Genomic DNA, 18,561 nt, shown 5'->3' with positions numbered 1-18,561 from the left:
TCTCGCTGCGCCTTTATTCCTTCAAGGACCCGATCATAACGCCCTTCACGAAATACTTCTGCAGAAACGGATACACAAACAGAATCGGCAGCACCGAAACGATAATAATCGCATACTTCAACTGCATGCCGAACATGGCGCGGTCCAACTGATCCGCCATTCCCTCCAGCATCGAGTCGTTATTTTGCACGAGAACCTTCATTAAATACAGCGACATCGGCTGCAGCTTGGCATTGGACAAATAAATCATCGCCGGCACGTAGCTGTTCCAATGACCGACCGCATAAAACAGCGCCAGCACAGCCAGAATCGGCTTCGAAAGCGGTACGATAATACGAGCCAGAATATGAACGTCGTTGGCACCGTCGATCTTCGCGGATTCCGTCAGACTGTCGGGAATGCCCTGCAAAAATGAACGCGTAATAATAATGTAAAAGGCGGTCGTCAGACCGGGAATCAGCAGCGCCCACCGCGTGTTATACATGCCGAGCTCTTTGATCAGCAGAAACGTCGGAATCAGCCCTCCGCTGAAAAACATCGTAATCACGATGATCGTCATGATCCAGTTGCGGGCAAAAAATGTTCGTCTGGACAACGGATACGCTGCCAGCACGGTAAACACAATATTGAGCGCCGTCCCCACGACTGTATAAAAAATCGTATTCGAGTACGCTCTCCAAATATCTTCATTCTCAAACACCCGTTTGTAGCTTTCCAGCGAAAATCCTCTGGGGAACAGCCACACGGAATCGGATACAACATATCTAGGCGCGCTGATCGACATGCTCAGCACATACACAAACGGATACAGCGTAATGATGATGACGACAATCATGCCCAGCACGATCAGCCAATCCGATACGGATCCTGTTCTTCTTCGGGTTCCTGCAACCATACGTTCCCCTCCTTACCATAAAGACGTTTCCGATACTTTTTTGCTTATCCGGTTTACACTGATCAGCAGGATCAGATTGATGACATTGTTGAATAATCCGATGGCCGTCGAATAGCTGTAGTCCGCTTGCTGAATCCCTTGCCGGAATACATAAGTGGAAATGACGTCCGCCGTTTCGTACGTAGTCGGATTGTACAGCAGATTGATTTTCTCAAAGCCGACATCCATCAAATTCCCTACGTTCAAAATTAACAAAATAACAATCGTCGGCACGAGACTCGGCAGCGTAATCTTCCACATTTTCTGCCAGCGATTCGCACCGTCCATCTCCGCGGCCTCGTATAATTGAGAATCAATGCCGGCAATCGCGGCCAAATAAATGATCGAGCTCCAGCCGAAGCCCTGCCAGATCGAGGACGATACATAAATGTCCCTGAACCAGCCCGGTTCGCTCAAGAAATTGATCGGTTGTCCACCGAACCATTGGATCACCGTATTGATGATGCCCCCGTTCACCGAAGTAAAATTGGCAATCATCCCGACAATGACGACAATCGAAATAAAATGAGGCAGATAGCTGATCGTCTGTACCAACTTTTTGAATATGCCTTCCTTCAGCTCATTGAGCAGCAGCGCGAACAGAATTGGCACCGGGAAGCCCCATAAGAGGGAATAAATGCTTAGCAGCAGCGTATTTTTCAAAATTCTCCAGAAATAGACGGAGTTGAAGAAGAGCTGAAAGTTTTCGAATCCAACCCATGCGCTCCCGAGAATTCCTTTGAGCGGCTTAAAATCTTTAAATGCGATAATGACCCCATACATTGGAATATAATGAAAGACTAAATAGTACAGCAAGACGGGCAAAATGAGCAGTAACAAATACTTATCCCTGTTTAATACTTTTGCTACATGTCGCATGATGTTCACCTCAATATATCCGAGGACAAGGCGTGCTTGCGTCACACACGTCACACGCCTTGCCTTCTATTAAACAGGCATTAATTTTTAATGAAGCGGTCGTACTGCGCTTGTCTGATCTCGATCAGTCGGTCCACGCCAAGCTCTTTGCTCCGTTTTACATAGGCATCCCAGTTGACCGGTTCCTTGCCCGTAATATTTTTGAGAACGGTCTCCTCATGAAACGTATCCAGATCCGTGCTGATCCGTTTGATCTCTGCCGCTTCTTTATCCGTAGAAAGCATATATTGGAACGGGATGCCGTCTTTGAGATAAGGCTCGATTTTCTTCGCCTGCTCTTCAAGCGCCGGTGTCATCTTCGTCAGATCCTTCGCCTGATCGGAATACACACCCTTGTCGTCGCGAATCCACGGCGTTGTCGGGAATGCGCCCAGACTTCTTAAAGCGCTGGTCGGATCGAGGCCATCCGGATTTTTCTTCACGAAGTCGGTAAACTGCGGCTTACCGTTCACCATCGTATAGCTGATGCCTTCTACCCCATAGCTTTGCATCCGTGCGCCTTCTTCGCTGGCAAAAATGTAATCCAGCCATTTGATCGCGACTTCAGGATTTTTAGCATCCTTCGTAATGCCGTAATACCCGCTGATCGGGCCGTACTTCTCATACCAGCCTTTAACGCCCGCATTCGCAGGCGGCACGGTCATGATCCAGTCGACTCCCGGCTTGTTGACCGCGGCTTCAAATTTGGCCGTTGCGTTCACAAAGCCTTGCGTCGCGCCTACCTTATCGAGCGAAATATCCGGCAGCACCTGGGCCGGCGTTTTCTTCGTCACGAATTCGGGATGAATCAAGCCTTCCTTGTACAGTTTCGCTAACCAGGTGACTAACTCTCCGGCTTTCGGGTCCAGCCAGTCGTATTTCACTTTCCCGTTCGCATCTACCGAATAGTCGTCGCTGTAGTCCCCGAGGTGAAGTCCGAGCGCTTTGCCGAAGTTCGACAAGCCGCCCCATGAATAGTTCGGCGCAAGTGGAATTTCATCGGCTTTGCCGTTGCCGTTCGGATCTTTCTCCTTAAACGCTTTCAGCACTGTGTACCACTCATCCAGCGTTGTCGGCTCTTTGAGTCCAAGCTTATCCAGCCAGTCCTTCCGGATCAGCCAGCCTTGCGGGTCGGCCACGCCGGAACCGCTGACGTCGTTGGTCAAGGCATAGATTTTGCCGTCTGGCGCGGTAAGCAGCTTGCGGATTTGCGGGTACGTTTCGAAATACTTTTTAATATTCGGCGCATATTTGTCAATCAAATCGTTAAGCGGAATGATGAGACCGTCATCCGCGTGGGTAACCGGATTGGCCGGCAGCTTCAGAATGTCCGGCAGGTCCGAGGCTGCAGCCAGCCGAATATTCATCGCTTGGTTGTATTGCGCCGATGCCGTCACGTCCCAGTTGATTTTGACGCCTGTCTTTTTCTCGAATTCCTGCCACACCGGCAGGTTCTGTGTATAGCTTTTGGGCGCATAGCCATTATCGGGTACAGCCACTTTTAAGGTGACGGAGCCATCTTTGACAATTGGAAGCGTATACGCTGCCGCCGTCGGTGAAGCGGTTTCCCCGCCTGCCGCATTTTGACCGCCGGGCTCGGCTTTGTCGCCGCTGCACGCGGACAGTACGCCTGTAAAGAGTAAGGAGACCACACTGGCATAAGCGATGTTTTTCTTTTTAAGCATGAAAAGAACCCTCCCTTATTCATTTGCTATTCATTTGCTGAGAACACGCGACGAGAAACTTGTAAGCGCCCTCAGCACCTATTATCCGCTCTAACAATGTGAATAAAAATGACACAAATCCGCTTTTTGGTATCGTATGGCGCCGATTCCGCGGGGAAATGGTATACTATGAAGGCAAAGCGTATAATAAACCGCTTACATTTCTCTACGGGGTCGATATTCCGCTGTGATCCCACATTGACATTTGGAAGACGGAGTAGTATAAAACTAAGATAAACGACTCCGCTGTCCTTTCTTGGACGGTCCGGTGAATTAACTAGCGGATGGGGAGCTCACCACACTTTTCATGATACCGTTTTCAAGGAGGCTCGTTGATGACCTACCGACTCATAATTGTAGACGATGAAGAACATATTCGAGAGGGACTGTGCGACCTGGTCAACTGGGATTCGCTCGGCTTTCAGGTGATCGCCAAATTGGAAGACGGGAAACAGGCGCTCGAATGGTTGCAGAAAACAGATGTCGATGTTATATTAACGGACATCAACATGACATTTATATCCGGCCTCGAGCTGGCCAAATACGTGTACGAGCAATATCCCGCAACCAAGGTTGTACTGATCTCCGGCTTCAAAGAATTCGAATTTGCCAAGCAGGCGATCGCTTATAATGTGGTCAATTATTTATTGAAACCGACCAAGCTCAGTCAAATCGTCAGCGTCTTTCAAGAGCTCAAGCTAAAACTGGATAAGGAAAAGGAAGACAGGGAACGGATCGCCATGGTGATGAAGCAAAATAACGAGCTGCTGCCGACGATCCGCAAGCAATTGTTCCACGATCTGTCCACCGGCAGACTGATCGATCAGCAGGAAGCCGAAAATTTGCTTCGTCTTACAGGAGTCCACGCCACAACACAGAACAACAGGTGCGCCCTGCTCCGTCTATCCTGCCTGCTTGCAGAAGCGCAGCAGGAGGACCCGAACGAGCATATTCCCGCCGAAGCCATCGAGAATCTGGTCAAGAGCGAGCATGACGGTGTCTTGTACATTCCTTTGAACTGGAGCTCCGGGCAGCTTTATATTTTTGCGCTTGATCTTCAGGCTGACCGCGACGGCGGCGCCTTTCGCGAAGCCGTCTTGGTGCACATGCGCACGGCGGCGGCGCGCCTGGCCAGCTTGCTCAGCGTGGAAGCGGCCGGGGGCATCGTACGGGATTTCGACCACCTTAACGCCATGATGCAGGCAAGCCAAACGCACCATCCGATTCAAGACAATCTGCTTGAACACAATCCGACTGAAATCTCAATCCGCGATCTGCCTTATTTGGCCGATTTGCACAAGCAGTTTCATACGTTCGTACATGCGGGCAATTTCTCAGTGCTGCCCGACCTGTACGATCAGCTGTTGAACGCCTTCATCCAGGAATCCATGCCTGAACATGTGGCCAAAAACATGCTGATCGAATTGTTCTCGTCCATCTGCGGCAAGCTGAACGAGCTCGGCTCGCCCATTGGCAAAATAACGGACAAGCCGTTCCGGTACGAAGCGATTTTGCGAATGAACGGTTATCCTCACCTGCTGGAATGGGGCTGCGCCTTGCTGAAGGAAATTGCCGACTATATGGAGGCCCGGAGCTCGAGCGAGCCTTCCGTTGTCCAGAAAGCGAAGGAGTACGTGCACCTGCAGTTCGACAAGGACATTTCGCTCGAAAGCGCCGCTTCCTATGTGTACTTAAGCGCCGATTATTTCGGCCGCATCTTCAAACAGCATACCGGCAGCAGCTTTACCGATTACGTGACCGAGACGCGGATTCATAAAGCGATGCAGTACTTGCAGGACCCGCAGTATAAAATTTACGAAATCGGCGATCTGGTCGGCTATAAAAACACCAAATATTTTTTCAAGCTGTTCAAAAAACTGACCGGATACACCCCTACGGAATATAGGCGCAAATCGGCAGGAACGGAGCTGTAGAGCCCACGTATCCGAACATTTAAAAAGAGGCCGCGGTTTCATCCCGCAGCCTCTTTCTGTGTTATTCCGCTATTGTTTCATATTTAGCATCCGGTATAGCAAGACGGCCGCTTCCGCTCTCGCAGCTTGAGCTGACGGATGAAGCCGGCCTGCGCCGCCTTGCACAAGGCCCGCCGCTGCAAGGGCCGCCAGATCATCAGCCACATAGGCCGCCACTTCGGCGTGATCGGCAAATCCATCCAGCGCCGAGCTTGACGCGCTTCCTTCCAGCTTGCCTGTCAGCCTCAACGCCCTGGCGGTCAACACCATCATGTCCTGCCTGGTTATCGTCTTCTCCGGTTCAAAGGCATGGTCTCCCGAGCCTTGAACAAGACCAAGCGCCTTGGCAGCCGATACCGCCTCATAGTAATAAGCGTCACGGCTGACATCGGCGAAGACGGCATCGGCATCCGAGTGTCCGTGTCCGGACAGCTCCAGCGTCTTCATCAGGAGCAGCACAAAGTCCGCGCGCCTGATCGCTTCCGCCGGATGATACGCATCCTCGGTCATGCCGTTAATAATACCTTTTGACGCCAGCACCTCGATCTCTTTCCGAGCCCATGGATAGCTTTCCAGATCTGCAAATGTTTTCTGGACAAAGGCGATGGCGTACGAGCTGAAATGGGTCGTTCGGAACGTAACCTCGCCCGTGTCAGCGTCATAGCTTCCGCTCGGCACCGGCACCATATTGCCTTGCGGGTCGATATAGAGAACGACGATATGCTCGCTGTTCGTCCGTTCTTCCGCTGTCGGGACGTAGCCGACCGAGACGGTGACCGGCGCATCGGGATTGCTCCAGGCAAATCTCCGGCCATCGGCCGCAACTTCAACTTGCACAATCGGCCTGCTGCCGATTCGCTGCAAAACCTCTTGCGTCAAACCCGAACGATCCGCTTGGCCGATCACGAGCTGTACCTTGTCCAGCCTCTCCCACGCTGCCTGATTCAGCATATTGCCCGGCGCCTCGATCGTGCCGTACGGCGTTTCGATCCTGATCCTCACATCGGCGCCATTCGATCTCAGCATGTCCGCGCTTAGCTCCTGGGCGTAGTGTTCCGCCCCGACGATTTCATTCATCTTCAGGACAACTGTTCTCGCGCCTGAAGCATCTGCCTGCGCTCGCTCCAGCGCTTGCCGCCATGCCGCTTCATCCAGTCTGGCGACGGCAATGCCGCTCGCTCGGTCCAGTTCCGGCGTCTGCACAAGGATGCCGCTTACCTCCTCCGGCTCTGCCTTGCCGCCTGCGGGGCCGGAGGGCGCGGAAGACCCGACAGAATGGTCCGAATCCCCGGGAGCTTCAGGTGTGGAACCGCCGGGTCCGGCCGCTTGCACCATGACGGATACATCTTCGTCAACGGGATATACCCGCTTCTGTAAGCCCGATTCATTCGTTCGCGTGACGACGGTTGCGCTTATCAAGTGAATCAGGGCTTCTCCCGCCGCCTTCGCCTCAAACATCAGCGTATACAAGCTCAAGCTGCCGTTATCGACAGGGGCATCGCCAGTTCGAGTATACGCGGCATAGACCGTATCCCCGATAACCCGAACAGCTTTCGTGGAGGACTGCTGGCTCAGTACAGGCACGGCTTGAACGAAGGTCAGACGACTGGCATCATATTGGATTTCCAGTTCATAGGCATACAGATCCGCCAGGTCCATCCCGGTTACTGATACGCTTACGCGCCCGCCGGGATTCAACGTAGGGGAGCTGCTGTTCAGCAGGAACGAAACCTCCTGTGCCGGCACTTCTGCACCGGTGCGGTCTGCCGGCAGCCAGCAGCTCACAAGCAAAACTGCGACAACAATCCAAAGGAGTCCTCGTCTTCTCATGTTATTCATTCAGCAATTGAGCGGCAACCAGCGCAAGGTCCATCACATCGATGACGTCGTCCTGGTTAATATCCGCCGCTTTCGCCTGTTCCCAGTCTGAACTGCTGCTGTCCTTGCGGTAGTGATAGACGATAATCGCAAGATCGCCGATATTGACTTCGCCGCTGCCGTTAATATCCATTTGCATTACCCGCACCGTAATGTCATCGGGTTCAGCCGTAATAACGCTGCCTTCAGGCGGAATGCCAAGCTCCGCTTTAAGTACGCGAATCGCTCCAGCCGCGGCTGGCGCTCCATTTTTCACTTTGAAAGTCAAATCCAACAGGTCGGCGCTGCCGCTAAGCGCAGTTTCGTTCATCGTAATAATATGCGCAGTCCCCGGCGTATCGTAAGTTGCGCTGACGACCGACGTCCCCGCCGCCGCAGGCTGCACGTCAACAAGCTCGAACAGCTGCGCATCGTATTGCAGTGACAGATCCTCGGCGCGCACGCCCACCGGCACATTCGCCAGCTTCAAGCCGACGTGGAACGATTGGCCTGCCGCCACCGGCAAGTCTGCTCCTTCCAGTACAACGGAAGGTCCCGCTACCGTAAATGTGCTGACAGCCGGGATGCCGGCTCCTCCGTCATGGACGACAGCCGTAATCGTATAGGTTCCATTCGTAAATGGAATCCCCGATGTATCCAGCGACCAGCGGCCGGAATTCGCCTGGTAGCTGCCGTACACGCTTTGCACGACAGCGCTGGGCGCATCAAAAGCTTGCGTCGCCGCATTCCAGTAGCGGTTCGTCGACTGCTGCTTGATCGCAACGGCGATATCCGTAATCGCCATGTTCGACGAATCCGGGTCATACGCTTCGCCGGTCATCGCGGCAGGGCCGCCGTTCAAGGAAACGCCGTCCGCCGGCGCGGTAATGACGGCAGTCCCCGTTTGAGCCGCAGGCACGGATTGCTCTTTGACCAGCGTTAAATAGAGCAGATTGCTTTTATTCCCGTTATCCCCCATCGATACCGTCGATCCCGCAGGGAAGCTTTTCTTATACAGGCTGAACGTTAAAATCGGCGGACTTGCAATGATGAAGTCTTCCCCAGTCGCGTGCCATTCAGACAACCAGGCCGGCCTTGGACTATGCCGGTCATCGAAAGCGACATAGACGTCCGAATCCTCCACAACCTTGAAGCTGAACAATTCCGGTCCGACGAACGTCTTCGCATCGTTGGAGGGGATGATCCACTCGCTGCCTCTAAATTTCGGCGGAATCTGCTGAAACGTAAACGCTCTGTCCGTATACACGGAATCACCCGGCTGCAGATTCGTCTTGATGGCCCACGTATCGGCTTTCGCCGCTTTGCTGTTCACCGCCAGATTACTGATTAGAACCGGGTCCGTCGGTTCTGTATCAGGATCGGGCTCCTGCTCGGGCTCGCCGTCGGCAGGATCGATCAGCGGCGGCTCGCCGCCCGTTCCTTCCACGAACGCCGCATAACTCTGCAGCCATTCCTCCAGATTCGTATAACCGTTCCCGTTATCGTCGGCGCTTGGATTTTTCGGAATCACCAGCTTCCTGACATGCTCCGCGACGACAGGCCAGCCGCCGACATCGCCAAGCGGAATCACATTGCCTGCACCGTCTCTCACCGAGTTAACGACGCGGCCGGTGCCTTCCCTGGCATTTTGCACGATGCGTTTCTCATAGTCCAGCCGGTCGGCCGGTCTTGCGCCCGCATTCGCGAGCACCCAATCAAACACTTCGCCGGACGGCTTGACGGCAAGCCCCTCGTTCCAGGCCGGTCGCTCCGAGGCGATCAGTTGCCCTTGCGTGAACGGCGTTTTATTCGATACGAGATCCCATTGCGATTGCTCCTCAAAGCCTACTAAATCGTTGTCCTCCAAATATACCTGTCCCCCATTAGTAAAAGTGGAGGAAATCTCAATGACCCCGTGCTCGGAAGCCCAGTCAGCCAGCGAGGGGCCGTTCTTAAATACATTGCCGACCAGTGAGCTGCGGGTTGGCACGCCTCGCTGGGCGGCAAGCCGGTTAAACGTATTAATCCGATCGTAGAATACGTTATTTACCTGCACATAATCGCTGTTCATCGCATACGGCAGCCGCCCTTCAACGTGGCTGAACAGACTTCCGTACATCGTAATCGGCGAATCCTCCTGATTATCGAACACCGGACCGAAGCCGTGCGGCGCCGTGACCGTCTGCCCCTCATCAATATGGATCGAGTCGTTTAACGGCTCGGCAGCGAGCACCTGTTTGAACGTAATGTTACCGGCGGGCCCCCACGTTTCGAACATCTCATCAATCGACCAAGTGAAGGTACAGTGGTCGATGACAATGTTCTCGGCCTTCTCTCCGTACGGGCTGGTAATCGCCAGTGCGTCCCGGTTGTTAGGCGCAACTGGTGTCTCCCCGTCGCCCGGAGCCGCCCTCAGATGCTGCAGCAGCACATCGTGAGTCATGAGGCGGATCGTCGCGCCTTTCAGAAAAATGCCCGGCGAAGGCGCAGTTTGACCGGCTACCGTAACATATGGATACGCAATGTCCAGGAAGCCGTTCACCTCAATCGTCCCCGATACTTCGAATATAATTGTCCGCGCTCCCGGCTGACCGAGGGCATACCGCAAAGTTCCCGGCGTATTTGTGTCGGCCAGACTGGTCACCTTAAAGACGGCGCCTCCCCGGCCGCCGGGCGTTTCCATTCCATAACCCGCCGCCTGCGGGATTGCCGGCAAAGCGTAGGCCGCTTGCGGTGCAAACCAGGCTATCACAACAACGAGACATATGACCGACATGATGCCTCTTCTGATCATCTTTCGAACAACTGGATTTCGTCCCATACCTGTTCTATCACTCCTTCGTTATAGCTGCTGAGAAATGGTTCCTTGCTGTCATTGTTTCCGCTCCTTCTAGCTGCTGATCTAGGTGCTGATGCAATCACTGCCAATCCACCCCATCTGTCCGCAAACGAACCCCTTTCACCTCCATTTCACCTGTGTAAGCGTATCTTATTCCCTATTTCCGGTCATTCGAAAGGAACTAAATCCGTTATTTGGTATCTTTATCCGACAACTGCTTTCGATGAGGTATAATGATCTGACATTTTAGTTGAAATCGCTTTCAACTAAAATGTCGAATATACACTTTAAGCCCCCCATTGCTGTTTATCCTATTTTTTTGATAAACTGATGGTACAGGATGGGAAGGGAGACGTCTCAGCATGGGAAGAAAACAATCCTTTACGGAAACAGAACTGCTTGACATGACAAAAAGATTACTGCTTGAACATGGGTACGACGGATTTCATCTCAAACTGCTGTCCGAGCATTTGCCCGGAGCCAGAAGCACGATTTATCAATACTATTCCAATAAAGAAGAGATGGTTGCAGCTTGTATGAAACGAGTGATTACGAACGTAATCACAAACGCCTCCTCCGTGGATGAGACGGACGCGATGGCAGCTCTCGAGCAGCTGCTTCACATTTATGTACAGGAATCCAAGCTTCATCAGCTCCTTGGAGATGCGCATAAAGTTAAGACAGAGCATGCAAAGGCTCTTGAAGATCTTGCATACGTGGATCAAGCGCATGCGGTTCTCAAAGTTCAACTGGCACGCTTGTTTGAACGTGCTCAAAAAGAGAACAGCCTTAGAGCGGATATCCCGCTCCCCGTGCTTATCAGCACATTTTTTAACCTGATCAATACCCCGAATATGATGAATCTCCCTGCGCAGCAATGGAGCCATCTCTTGTTTCAATTATGGATCGGGGGCTCGAGGAGCTAGCAGGTATAGACCAATTATTGTTTTTTGACACTCGTGTCAGTTTTGTGGTTTAATAGCTAATGACACACGAAGCTTTTTTCATCGACCAATTATGACACAAGTGTCAAATATTCCGCGGTAAGGGAGTTGGAGAGAGAAATGTTTTTGGCTATGAAAGAATTACTGCATAGTAAAATGAGGTTTTCCATGATCATCATCATTTTCGTGCTGATTGCCTGGCTGGTGTTCATACTATCTGGCTTGGGGAATGGTTTATCAACGCTTGCTGCGTCAACATTCAAGAACATGCAGGCCGATTATGTCGTCTTCCAGCAAGGGTCGCAGTCTTCCATGAGCAAATCGCTGTTGTCCGAACAGGTCGTCGCTGAAGTATCGAAATTACCGAACGTAACAGCCGCTTCACCGATGGGTAGCTCGATGGCGACAGCGCTTAAGGCACAAAGCAACAAAAATGAAGATAAAGTCGATATCGCCATTATCGGCATCAACCCTGGCAGCTTCTTGGAGCCGGCCGTTATTGAGGGAAAGCCTTTATCTTCCGATAACCCGAAGCTAGTCGTTGCCAATGTGACGATGAAGGATAAAGGGTTTAAACTTAAGGATACTTTTCAATTAGACGGTTCTACCGAGTCGTTAACGATTATCGGATTTGTCGAGAATCAAACGTACAATCACGTTTCCGCCATTTTTACACCAATGCCTGAATGGCGTAAAATCGCCTTTGCGGCACCCGGCTCAGATAAAGGCATAAAGGATCCAGTTAATGCTATTATGCTTCAAGGCGAAAATATCGATGCAGCCTTAATTGACAGTCAGCTAACCAATACGGATACCGTTACTCGTGGCGGAGCCGTGCAAGGGATGCCTGGATATAAAGAAGAGAACGGCTCGATTCTGATGATGCTAGGTTTTCTTTTGGCGATATCCGCCTTCGTTCTTGGCGTATTCTTCTATGTAATTACGATCCAGAAGACCAACCAATTTGGCATTATGAAGGCGATCGGTGCTAGGAACGGTTTCTTGAGCAAAGCGATTTTGTCGCAAGTCTTTGTGCTGTCGCTGATCAGTATTATTGTCGGTATTGCGCTTACCTACGGGACGGCTGCCATTATGCCAAAGGGTATGCCATTCAAGCTTGAAACGAATTTAGTCATTGGATATTCCATCATCCTTCTTGTTATTGCATTGCTCAGTTCATTAGTGTCGGTTCGCAGAATTATGAAAATTGATCCGCTGAAAGCGCTCGGGAGGATCGAATAATGAATAAAGGATTACAGCTAAGTCAGATCACAAAGTATTATACCGAAGGTTCCAATCGGGTTGCTGCACTCGATCATGTCTCGATCTCCGTTGTGCCTGGTGAGTTTGTGGCTGTCGTCGGACCATCCGGCTCCGGGAAGAGCACCTTCTTGTCCATTGCAGGAGCACTCCTCAAGGCTTCCGAAGGCGAAGTCATGTTGAATGGGCATAATATTTCTCATCTTTCCAATAAACAGTTATCCGACATCAGATTGAAGGAAATCGGCTTTATTATGCAATCATCGAATTTGGTTCCCTATTTAAACGTCCTTGATCAATTGCTCCTCGTGAAAAAGATGTCCGGGAAGGCAACAGCGGAGGATAGAAAATTCGCCGTCAAGCTGCTTGAAGAGCTGGGACTTGGCGCAAAGCTGAAGAGCTTCCCGGAGGAACTCTCCGGTGGGGAGAAACAGCGTACCGCCATCGCCCGCTCTTTCATCAACAATCCTAACGTCATCCTGGCCGATGAGCCGACAGCAAGCCTAGATACCAAACGAGCTCATGAAGTCGTCGGTCTGATTGCCCAAGAGGTGAAGTCACGCCAAAAAGCGGCGATCATGGTGACTCACGATGAGCGGATGCTTGCCTATTGCGACAAAGTTTACCGAATGGAAGACGGCAAAATGAGCTTGTTCGTCTAACTGCATCAAGAATGCCCAAAGAGAGATACAAGTCGATGTGCTTGTATCTCTCTTTGGCGTCATTGGGTATATGCATAAAGCTGCGCCCATAAGCCTAACCCCATCTGCGAGAGGACGCGGTACCCGCTCCGCTGCAGCGCCATCCCTCCGGCATTATGCTGGGCTACGCCAGTCAGGATGCCGTCCGGTGAGAGAGAGGCGGACAGCTCCGCGAGGTTATACCGGGCGACCGCCATATATGCGTCTGGCAGCAGGCCCTGACTAGCCGCCAAAGCAAGCGCGGCGGAGATGCCTGCCGAGCCGGAGGTATCGATGCCAGTTGCAGGATCATCCACGAAGCAGGACCATAGCCCATTCGGCTGTCTCCAATTCACCGCAACCTGCGCAATGCGGACAATTTCAGCTTCGAGCTCCTCAACCCCCGCCAAATCGGCGAATGGGGAAGTTTTCAGCTCGACACACGTTTTGACCAGGCCTAGACAATACCAAGCGAACGCCCTGGCCCAGCTGCGAAATGTATGCGTTTGCGTGTCCAGCTGATAGCGCAGGTAAACATGCTGCTCGCGCGTCAGGCAGTCCCTCCGGATCCGTACCTGGGCGATCGCTTGCTCGGCCATCTCCCGACGCTGGAACTGCTTGGCCATCACGGCAAGCGGATAGGCTACCGTATAAGAACCTTCCGCGGAGACTATACTTCTATCAATGACAGCGCCGTTGTTGTTGCGGCTCGCAGCCTCAAAGAAATCGAGCGCTTTGCCGATCACGGAATGATCCGGGCGATATTGTGCAATGACGGCCAGCGGCAGCGTGGCTTCAATCGTTGTAAACGTCCCGTCTGCCTGTTGACCATGCAAATCCTCGTAAAGCAAATCTCCCTGCTCGTTAAAAAACTGGCTAAAATGCAAGTCCAGGATCGGATTCACCTGGTTTTCCCCCAGCACGGGCTGCAAGCTGTTAATCCCATCCAGTACACAGCCTTCCATCCACCCAAATGGCTGTAAAGAGGAGAGGGACAGCAGCGTATTCAGCGCTTCATCGACGCGAGAACCCGGTTCTCCCATCAGCAGATGGGGAGCAAACACCTCCCGTCCCGGAGCGTCCTCCTGAACATCGAATACCCATAGCGGTACCTTGCCTTCTTTAAGCTCCAGGCGTATACCTTCATTCAGAACGGCGGCCGTCTGCGCTTTCGATAACGCCAGTTCAAAGAGCTGAAAGACATACGCGTATCGAATATCAATGGCCCCAAGCCTGACATGGGATTGCTGCAGGTAAACCTCAACCAGCCCGGCGTCCCGGTAGTCTAACGCAATGGAGATTCGCAATCGGCTTGCTTGACCTGCAACCTGCTGCCGCTGCTCCTCCGGCAACGCCCACTGTAAATTGAGCTGCTCTTGACCTTCTCCCACATGAATCGCATGCCATCCTCTGGTTATCTGTTTACCCGCGGGCACGCTTGCCTTCGACTCGCTGATTACGTGAGCCGGCAAATACTGAATCTGCCTCATTCAATCCCGCTCCTTATTTGAATTGATCCCGATATTGACTCGGTGTCACTTGGACGACCTTCTTAAAATTCCGATTAAAATTCGAAGCGGTGCTGTATTGCAGCTTTTCAGCGATGTCCGCGATCTTCATATCCGTCTCCAGGAGCCAGCGCTTCGCAACCTCAATGCGGTAGTTCGATAAGTACTCGGAGAAATTGACCCCGGTGTCCTTTTTAAACACGCGGCTGATATAGCTGGGATGGTAATGAAATCGTGTGGCAAACATCTCAACGCTTAAATCCTGGTCATAATTTTGCTCGATCTCCGATATCATCAGCATCGATATGTTGACTTCCTGTTTGCGCAGACGCTCGCCTGTCCAAGCAAGAAGCGGCTGGATAATTTGCTTCCAGAACCATTCCTCAATTTGCTTGGCTGTATGCATACGGACAAGAATTTCCGAGGAGAAGATTTCCTTTTGAAAAACCTCCTGTACGGATTCACCCGCATCCTGAACAAGCCCGGTCAAGTTATTAAACAACCGTCCGATAAAATGCTGATAATCGTAATGATTCATCGGGTTTTTCAGGAAATCTGCAATGATCGACCGCAGCCTCTCCTTCGCCTGCTCCTCGTTCGACTGCTTGATCGCCTCCATGATCTGAAATTCCAGCTCCTTCGGATAACGGAACGACAGCGCCGTGTTGGGCTCCACCTCGTCAATGAACAGAATAGACTCGGAACCGAGTCTGACGCGGTAAGCCAGCGCATCCAGACTTTCCTGATGAGCGAGCGGCGCATACATAAAATTCGAGTACCTTCTGCTGATCCCGATGCTGATCTTCAGATTCAAATACTGCTTGACGCTATTGCGGATTTCTTCGGATTTATTGTAAACCTGCACCTTGATCGGAGTCTCATCCTCCAGACCGCCGCCCAGAATCAGCACCACACCCTGGTTCTGAACAATGGAGCTGAGCCGCATCGACTGGGGGACAAGCTCTTCAATCATATTATGAATGGCATACAGCATCAGATCCAAGTCCTTTTCGGAATAACGCGTCCCTTCCAGCGTATCGATCTGCAGCGCCACGACAAACCAACGGTCCCAATTGGTCGGAAAGTCATGCCGGGCTAATTGCTCCTCCACCGACTCCAGCCGAATATCGCCTGAAAGCAGCTTGAATACAAAAAACTCGCGCGTCTGGTTATGCAGCAGCACCATTTCCTCTTTCAGCTTCGTACTGGATTTCGTCAAATCGTTCAAATGCTCGCCGATATAGATCAGCTCGTTATTCTGCTTATGCTTATGATCCGGTTGAATGGAACGATAGATCCGATGAATCGGCGTAGACAGCCTGTGTGAAAAAAAGAAGGAAGTCGTGATGACCAGTGTAATCAAGATCGCCGCGAAAAGTATCGTATACAGCTTGATATCATTGGATTTGCCCATCACATATTTCAAAGGTGTAATGGACGCATACATCCAATTATTGTAGAGCGCATGGTTGTAATGAAGGACATAATCTTCGTTATCCTGTTGAAAGAAGAAATAGCCTTCCTCCTTGCCGCTAGCCAGCATTTGCTGATAATAGTTCTCGCCTTGCACATTCGCACCGATGTCACGGCTGTTTAAGCTGGCCACGACAGACCCTGCCGCATCAATGATCAAGGTACGTCCTTTACTGACATCGCCGGAAAGACGTTTGCTCAACTCCTGCAGAGGCACATTGATCGTAATCAGGCCATCCGGGTTGATCGCATTCAACGGAATATGCTTGATCAGCTTAAACAGATACCCGCCTTTCCCGTCCTCCGTCAGCTTCCAGTAGGAGCGGCGAGTGTCATCCCGATAGGAAATCAGGAGCTTTTGCAGTTCATATAGATGCGCATCATGCGTCTCGATCAATGGCCGATCCTTCATCGGATACACCGCGCCGCCATCCACGATCCAATTTTGCCGGTAGCTCATTAAATTGACATCTTGGATGCCCAATTCAAACACTTGAATATGAACCAACTCATACAGCAGCTTCTCGAAGAGGTCATGATAGTCGTAATCAAAAGGCACGTCCAGGATCGTTTGCATCGAGATGGCGTTCGTCATGACGGTGCCGCTGACGGTTTGCGTCGCTAACGTATCAATAGTTTTCAGTAAGTACTCGACCTTCTCCTTGTTCTGCTTCAGAATGAGCCGATTGCTGTCAATGATCTCTTCCTCCAGAATGGCTGAGGATTTGTTAAAGGAGAGATAGCCTAAGAGCACAACAGGCAGGATGCCGATAATGCAGCTAAGCAACACTAGGTTTTTGAAAAATCTGGATGTTTGAAATTTATTCATCATGTGCCCCAAGGCGCCTCCCCCTATTTCCTATATCACTCATCATACCACGGAGTAGAGATAAGGGGCTGCATCTTTCGATACGCCCCTTATGGCCCATCCTACTTTTTCTTGTAAAGTTCGGCAAGCTCTTTGGCTACTTGGTCGCCGCCGATTTTTTTCCATTGCTGTACCGCTGCATCGAAGCCCGCGTCATCGATTTTCCCCATAATGTATTGGGTGCGCGCATCCGTCAAAATGGTTTTCAACTGCGCGTCCTTCTCTGTTTGCGTAGGCGAAATCAGCCCCATGGATGGGTCTAGGATGCTCACGTCCGCATATTCCTTCATCCGATTTTTCAACAAGGTATCGGTATCTGTCGTACCTGTCGGGTACACAATCGCGTCTGTCGTAATCAAGTTTTTCAGATCATCGATATTGAACTGCTCTGCCGCAGGCCTTTTATCATTTTCTTGCGCGATACGGACAAATTCCGTTTTGGCTTCATCGCTGTTCTGTGCATTGAAGTAAGTAAGCACCTCACGGAGCTCTTTTTCCGTCTTCACACTCGTTTTTGGAATTAAGGCACCCCCGTAATGACCTGAAGCGGCAAACGTTTTCCCGTTGATTGGCGGACTAACCGTCATCGGATAATTATTTTTCGTATCCGCCATCTGGAGGTAGTAGAACGGTACGACGGCATCGATGGATTCGATACTAAGTCCCACTTTATTATTGTAAAGATCTTTTCTGGCTTCATTCCGCACCACGATGGCAAAGTTTTTATTCATTAATTCCTCGTTATACAATTTGCGAAGGAAGGCTAATCCTTCCCGGTACTCCTTGGTTTCCACGTCCTTGATAAAGCTTCCGTTCTTATCCACCATCCAATTGTTTGGCGCGCCAAACCAGGCAAACATGTCTGCCGGGATATTATTTTCATAAATCATAAGGCCGTACGTATCGTTGACCCCATTCTTGTCCGGGTCCTTCTCTTTAAACGCTTTCAGTACATTGTAAAACTCATCGACCGTTTTGGGCTCTGACAGTCCGACGTTATCCAGCCAATCCTTGCGAATGATCGTGCCTAGCCGTACAAGCGGACGCGGACGCGGGATGACATAGTATTTCCCGTCAATCGCGAGATTGTTCAAGATTTTTGAATCATATTTTTTCAAATTTGGATAATCATTCAGATATGGCGTGATATCCCAGAACATGCCGGACCTTACGCCGTTAAGCACCGAAGTAATAAATGGATTTTCGACCATAATCGTCTGCGGCATCTCGCCGGAGGTCATCGTGACGTTTAGTTTCTCGCTGTATACATTAAAGGGCACATAAGTAATATCCAGCTTCGCGTTCGAAATCCGTTCCGTTTCTTTGACCACAGGCCCGTCGGCCTTCGGTGCCGTGTTCGATAAATACACATTCAACATCGACACCTTAACCGGACCTGCCGGCGCAGCAGGACTGGCGCTTATACCTGGACTCGCGCTTGCCGTCCCCGTTGTGCTGTCCGATGTCGAGCAGCCTGATAGCAGAGCAGAAATGGCTAGAACCGCAGTAAGAGAGATCCCCATAGACTTAACCGCTTTTTTACTTTTCACATTGACTCCTCCTTAGTTGTTAAGCATGTCTAT

The 18,561-nt window shown here is 51.2% G+C and carries 12 protein-coding genes; 4 read left to right on the top strand and 8 right to left on the bottom strand.

Features of this window, described 5'->3' with window-relative positions; all coding sequences use genetic code 11:
* Positions 1–13 precede the first annotated feature (13 nt).
* The 3 genes from ABE504_RS28455 to ABE504_RS28445 all read right to left on the bottom strand — a co-directional run bounded on the left by ABE504_RS28455 (position 14) and on the right by ABE504_RS28445 (position 3,537).
* The gene (locus ABE504_RS28455; RefSeq protein ID WP_430095366.1) at positions 14–895 is read right to left on the bottom strand and encodes a carbohydrate ABC transporter permease; all 882 of its coding nucleotides are present in this window, start codon (positions 893–895) and stop codon (positions 14–16) included.
* A 12-nt stretch (positions 896–907) separates the two neighbouring features.
* Positions 908–1,813, bottom strand: coding sequence for an ABC transporter permease (locus ABE504_RS28450; RefSeq protein WP_430095364.1), 906 nt, complete (start codon positions 1,811–1,813; stop codon positions 908–910).
* Positions 1,814–1,893: 80 nt separating this feature from the next.
* Positions 1,894–3,537, bottom strand: coding sequence for an extracellular solute-binding protein (locus ABE504_RS28445; RefSeq protein WP_430095363.1), 1,644 nt, complete (start codon positions 3,535–3,537; stop codon positions 1,894–1,896).
* Between the two features lie 374 nt (positions 3,538–3,911).
* Here ABE504_RS28445 and ABE504_RS28440 point away from each other — a divergent pair, with 374 nt between their 5' ends.
* Positions 3,912–5,510: a response regulator transcription factor gene (locus ABE504_RS28440; protein WP_430095361.1), complete on the top strand. Its 1,599-nt coding sequence runs from the start codon at positions 3,912–3,914 to the stop codon at positions 5,508–5,510.
* 69 nt (positions 5,511–5,579) lie between these two features.
* Here ABE504_RS28440 and ABE504_RS28435 read toward each other — a convergent pair whose 3' ends face one another.
* Positions 5,580–7,379, bottom strand: coding sequence for an S-layer homology domain-containing protein (locus tag ABE504_RS28435; RefSeq protein WP_430095359.1), 1,800 nt, complete (start codon positions 7,377–7,379; stop codon positions 5,580–5,582).
* 1 nt (position 7,380) lies between these two features.
* Positions 7,381–10,182, bottom strand: coding sequence for a cohesin domain-containing protein (locus ABE504_RS28430; RefSeq protein ID WP_430095358.1), 2,802 nt, complete (start codon positions 10,180–10,182; stop codon positions 7,381–7,383).
* Positions 10,183–10,607: 425 nt separating this feature from the next.
* On the opposite strand from ABE504_RS28430, the gene ABE504_RS28425 reads away from it, so the two are divergent.
* From ABE504_RS28425 to ABE504_RS28415, 3 genes are all read left to right on the top strand, one after another.
* Positions 10,608–11,171 (top strand): TetR/AcrR family transcriptional regulator, encoded by a 564-nt coding sequence (locus tag ABE504_RS28425; RefSeq protein WP_430095356.1) that lies wholly within the window; start codon positions 10,608–10,610, stop codon positions 11,169–11,171.
* A gap of 138 nt (positions 11,172–11,309) precedes the next feature.
* On the top strand, positions 11,310–12,431 hold the full coding sequence (locus ABE504_RS28420; protein ID WP_430095355.1) for an ABC transporter permease: 1,122 nt from the start codon (positions 11,310–11,312) through the stop codon (positions 12,429–12,431).
* The gene (locus ABE504_RS28415; RefSeq protein ID WP_430095353.1) at positions 12,431–13,111 is read left to right on the top strand and encodes an ABC transporter ATP-binding protein; all 681 of its coding nucleotides are present in this window, start codon (positions 12,431–12,433) and stop codon (positions 13,109–13,111) included. Before ABE504_RS28420 ends, ABE504_RS28415 begins: the two co-directional genes overlap by 1 nt.
* 59 nt (positions 13,112–13,170) lie before the next feature.
* On the opposite strand, the gene ABE504_RS28410 is transcribed toward ABE504_RS28415, so the two are convergent.
* From ABE504_RS28410 to ABE504_RS28400, 3 genes are all read right to left on the bottom strand, one after another.
* Positions 13,171–14,619 (bottom strand): glycoside hydrolase family 88 protein, encoded by a 1,449-nt coding sequence (locus ABE504_RS28410; protein ID WP_430095351.1) that lies wholly within the window; start codon positions 14,617–14,619, stop codon positions 13,171–13,173.
* Positions 14,620–14,632: 13 nt separating this feature from the next.
* Complete coding sequence (locus ABE504_RS28405; protein WP_430095349.1) at positions 14,633–16,942, bottom strand: helix-turn-helix domain-containing protein; 2,310 nt, start codon at positions 16,940–16,942, stop codon at positions 14,633–14,635.
* A gap of 98 nt (positions 16,943–17,040) precedes the next feature.
* Positions 17,041–18,528 carry a hypothetical protein gene (locus ABE504_RS28400; protein ID WP_430095347.1) on the bottom strand — a complete coding sequence of 496 codons (1,488 nt, stop codon included), beginning with the start codon at positions 18,526–18,528 and terminating at the stop codon, positions 17,041–17,043.
* Positions 18,529–18,561 lie beyond the last annotated feature (33 nt).

Origin of the sequence: Paenibacillus oryzisoli (assembly GCF_050467285.1) — a bacterium.
Taxonomy (GTDB): domain Bacteria; phylum Bacillota; class Bacilli; order Paenibacillales; family NBRC-103111; genus Paenibacillus_E; species Paenibacillus_E oryzisoli_A.
The sequence above is the reverse complement of the archived record's forward strand: the minus strand, read 5'-3'. Positions and strand labels throughout refer to the sequence as shown.

What these genes read in the sequence shown, in the direction of transcription:
- ABE504_RS28455 (WP_430095366.1), bottom strand. Translation starts at nt 895, where the DNA reads ATGGTTGCAGGAACCCGAAGAAGAACAGGATCCGTATCGGATTGGCTG.
- ABE504_RS28450 (WP_430095364.1), bottom strand. Translation starts at nt 1,813, where the DNA reads ATGCGACATGTAGCAAAAGTATTAAACAGGGATAAGTATTTGTTACTG.
- ABE504_RS28445 (WP_430095363.1), bottom strand. Translation starts at nt 3,537, where the DNA reads ATGCTTAAAAAGAAAAACATCGCTTATGCCAGTGTGGTCTCCTTACTC.
- ABE504_RS28440 (WP_430095361.1), top strand. Translation starts at nt 3,912, where the DNA reads ATGACCTACCGACTCATAATTGTAGACGATGAAGAACATATTCGAGAG.
- ABE504_RS28435 (WP_430095359.1), bottom strand. Translation starts at nt 7,379, where the DNA reads ATGAGAAGACGAGGACTCCTTTGGATTGTTGTCGCAGTTTTGCTTGTG.
- ABE504_RS28430 (WP_430095358.1), bottom strand. Translation starts at nt 10,182, where the DNA reads ATGTCGGTCATATGTCTCGTTGTTGTGATAGCCTGGTTTGCACCGCAA.
- ABE504_RS28425 (WP_430095356.1), top strand. Translation starts at nt 10,608, where the DNA reads ATGGGAAGAAAACAATCCTTTACGGAAACAGAACTGCTTGACATGACA.
- ABE504_RS28420 (WP_430095355.1), top strand. Translation starts at nt 11,310, where the DNA reads ATGTTTTTGGCTATGAAAGAATTACTGCATAGTAAAATGAGGTTTTCC.
- ABE504_RS28415 (WP_430095353.1), top strand. Translation starts at nt 12,431, where the DNA reads ATGAATAAAGGATTACAGCTAAGTCAGATCACAAAGTATTATACCGAA.
- ABE504_RS28410 (WP_430095351.1), bottom strand. Translation starts at nt 14,619, where the DNA reads ATGAGGCAGATTCAGTATTTGCCGGCTCACGTAATCAGCGAGTCGAAG.
- ABE504_RS28405 (WP_430095349.1), bottom strand. Translation starts at nt 16,942, where the DNA reads ATGATGAATAAATTTCAAACATCCAGATTTTTCAAAAACCTAGTGTTG.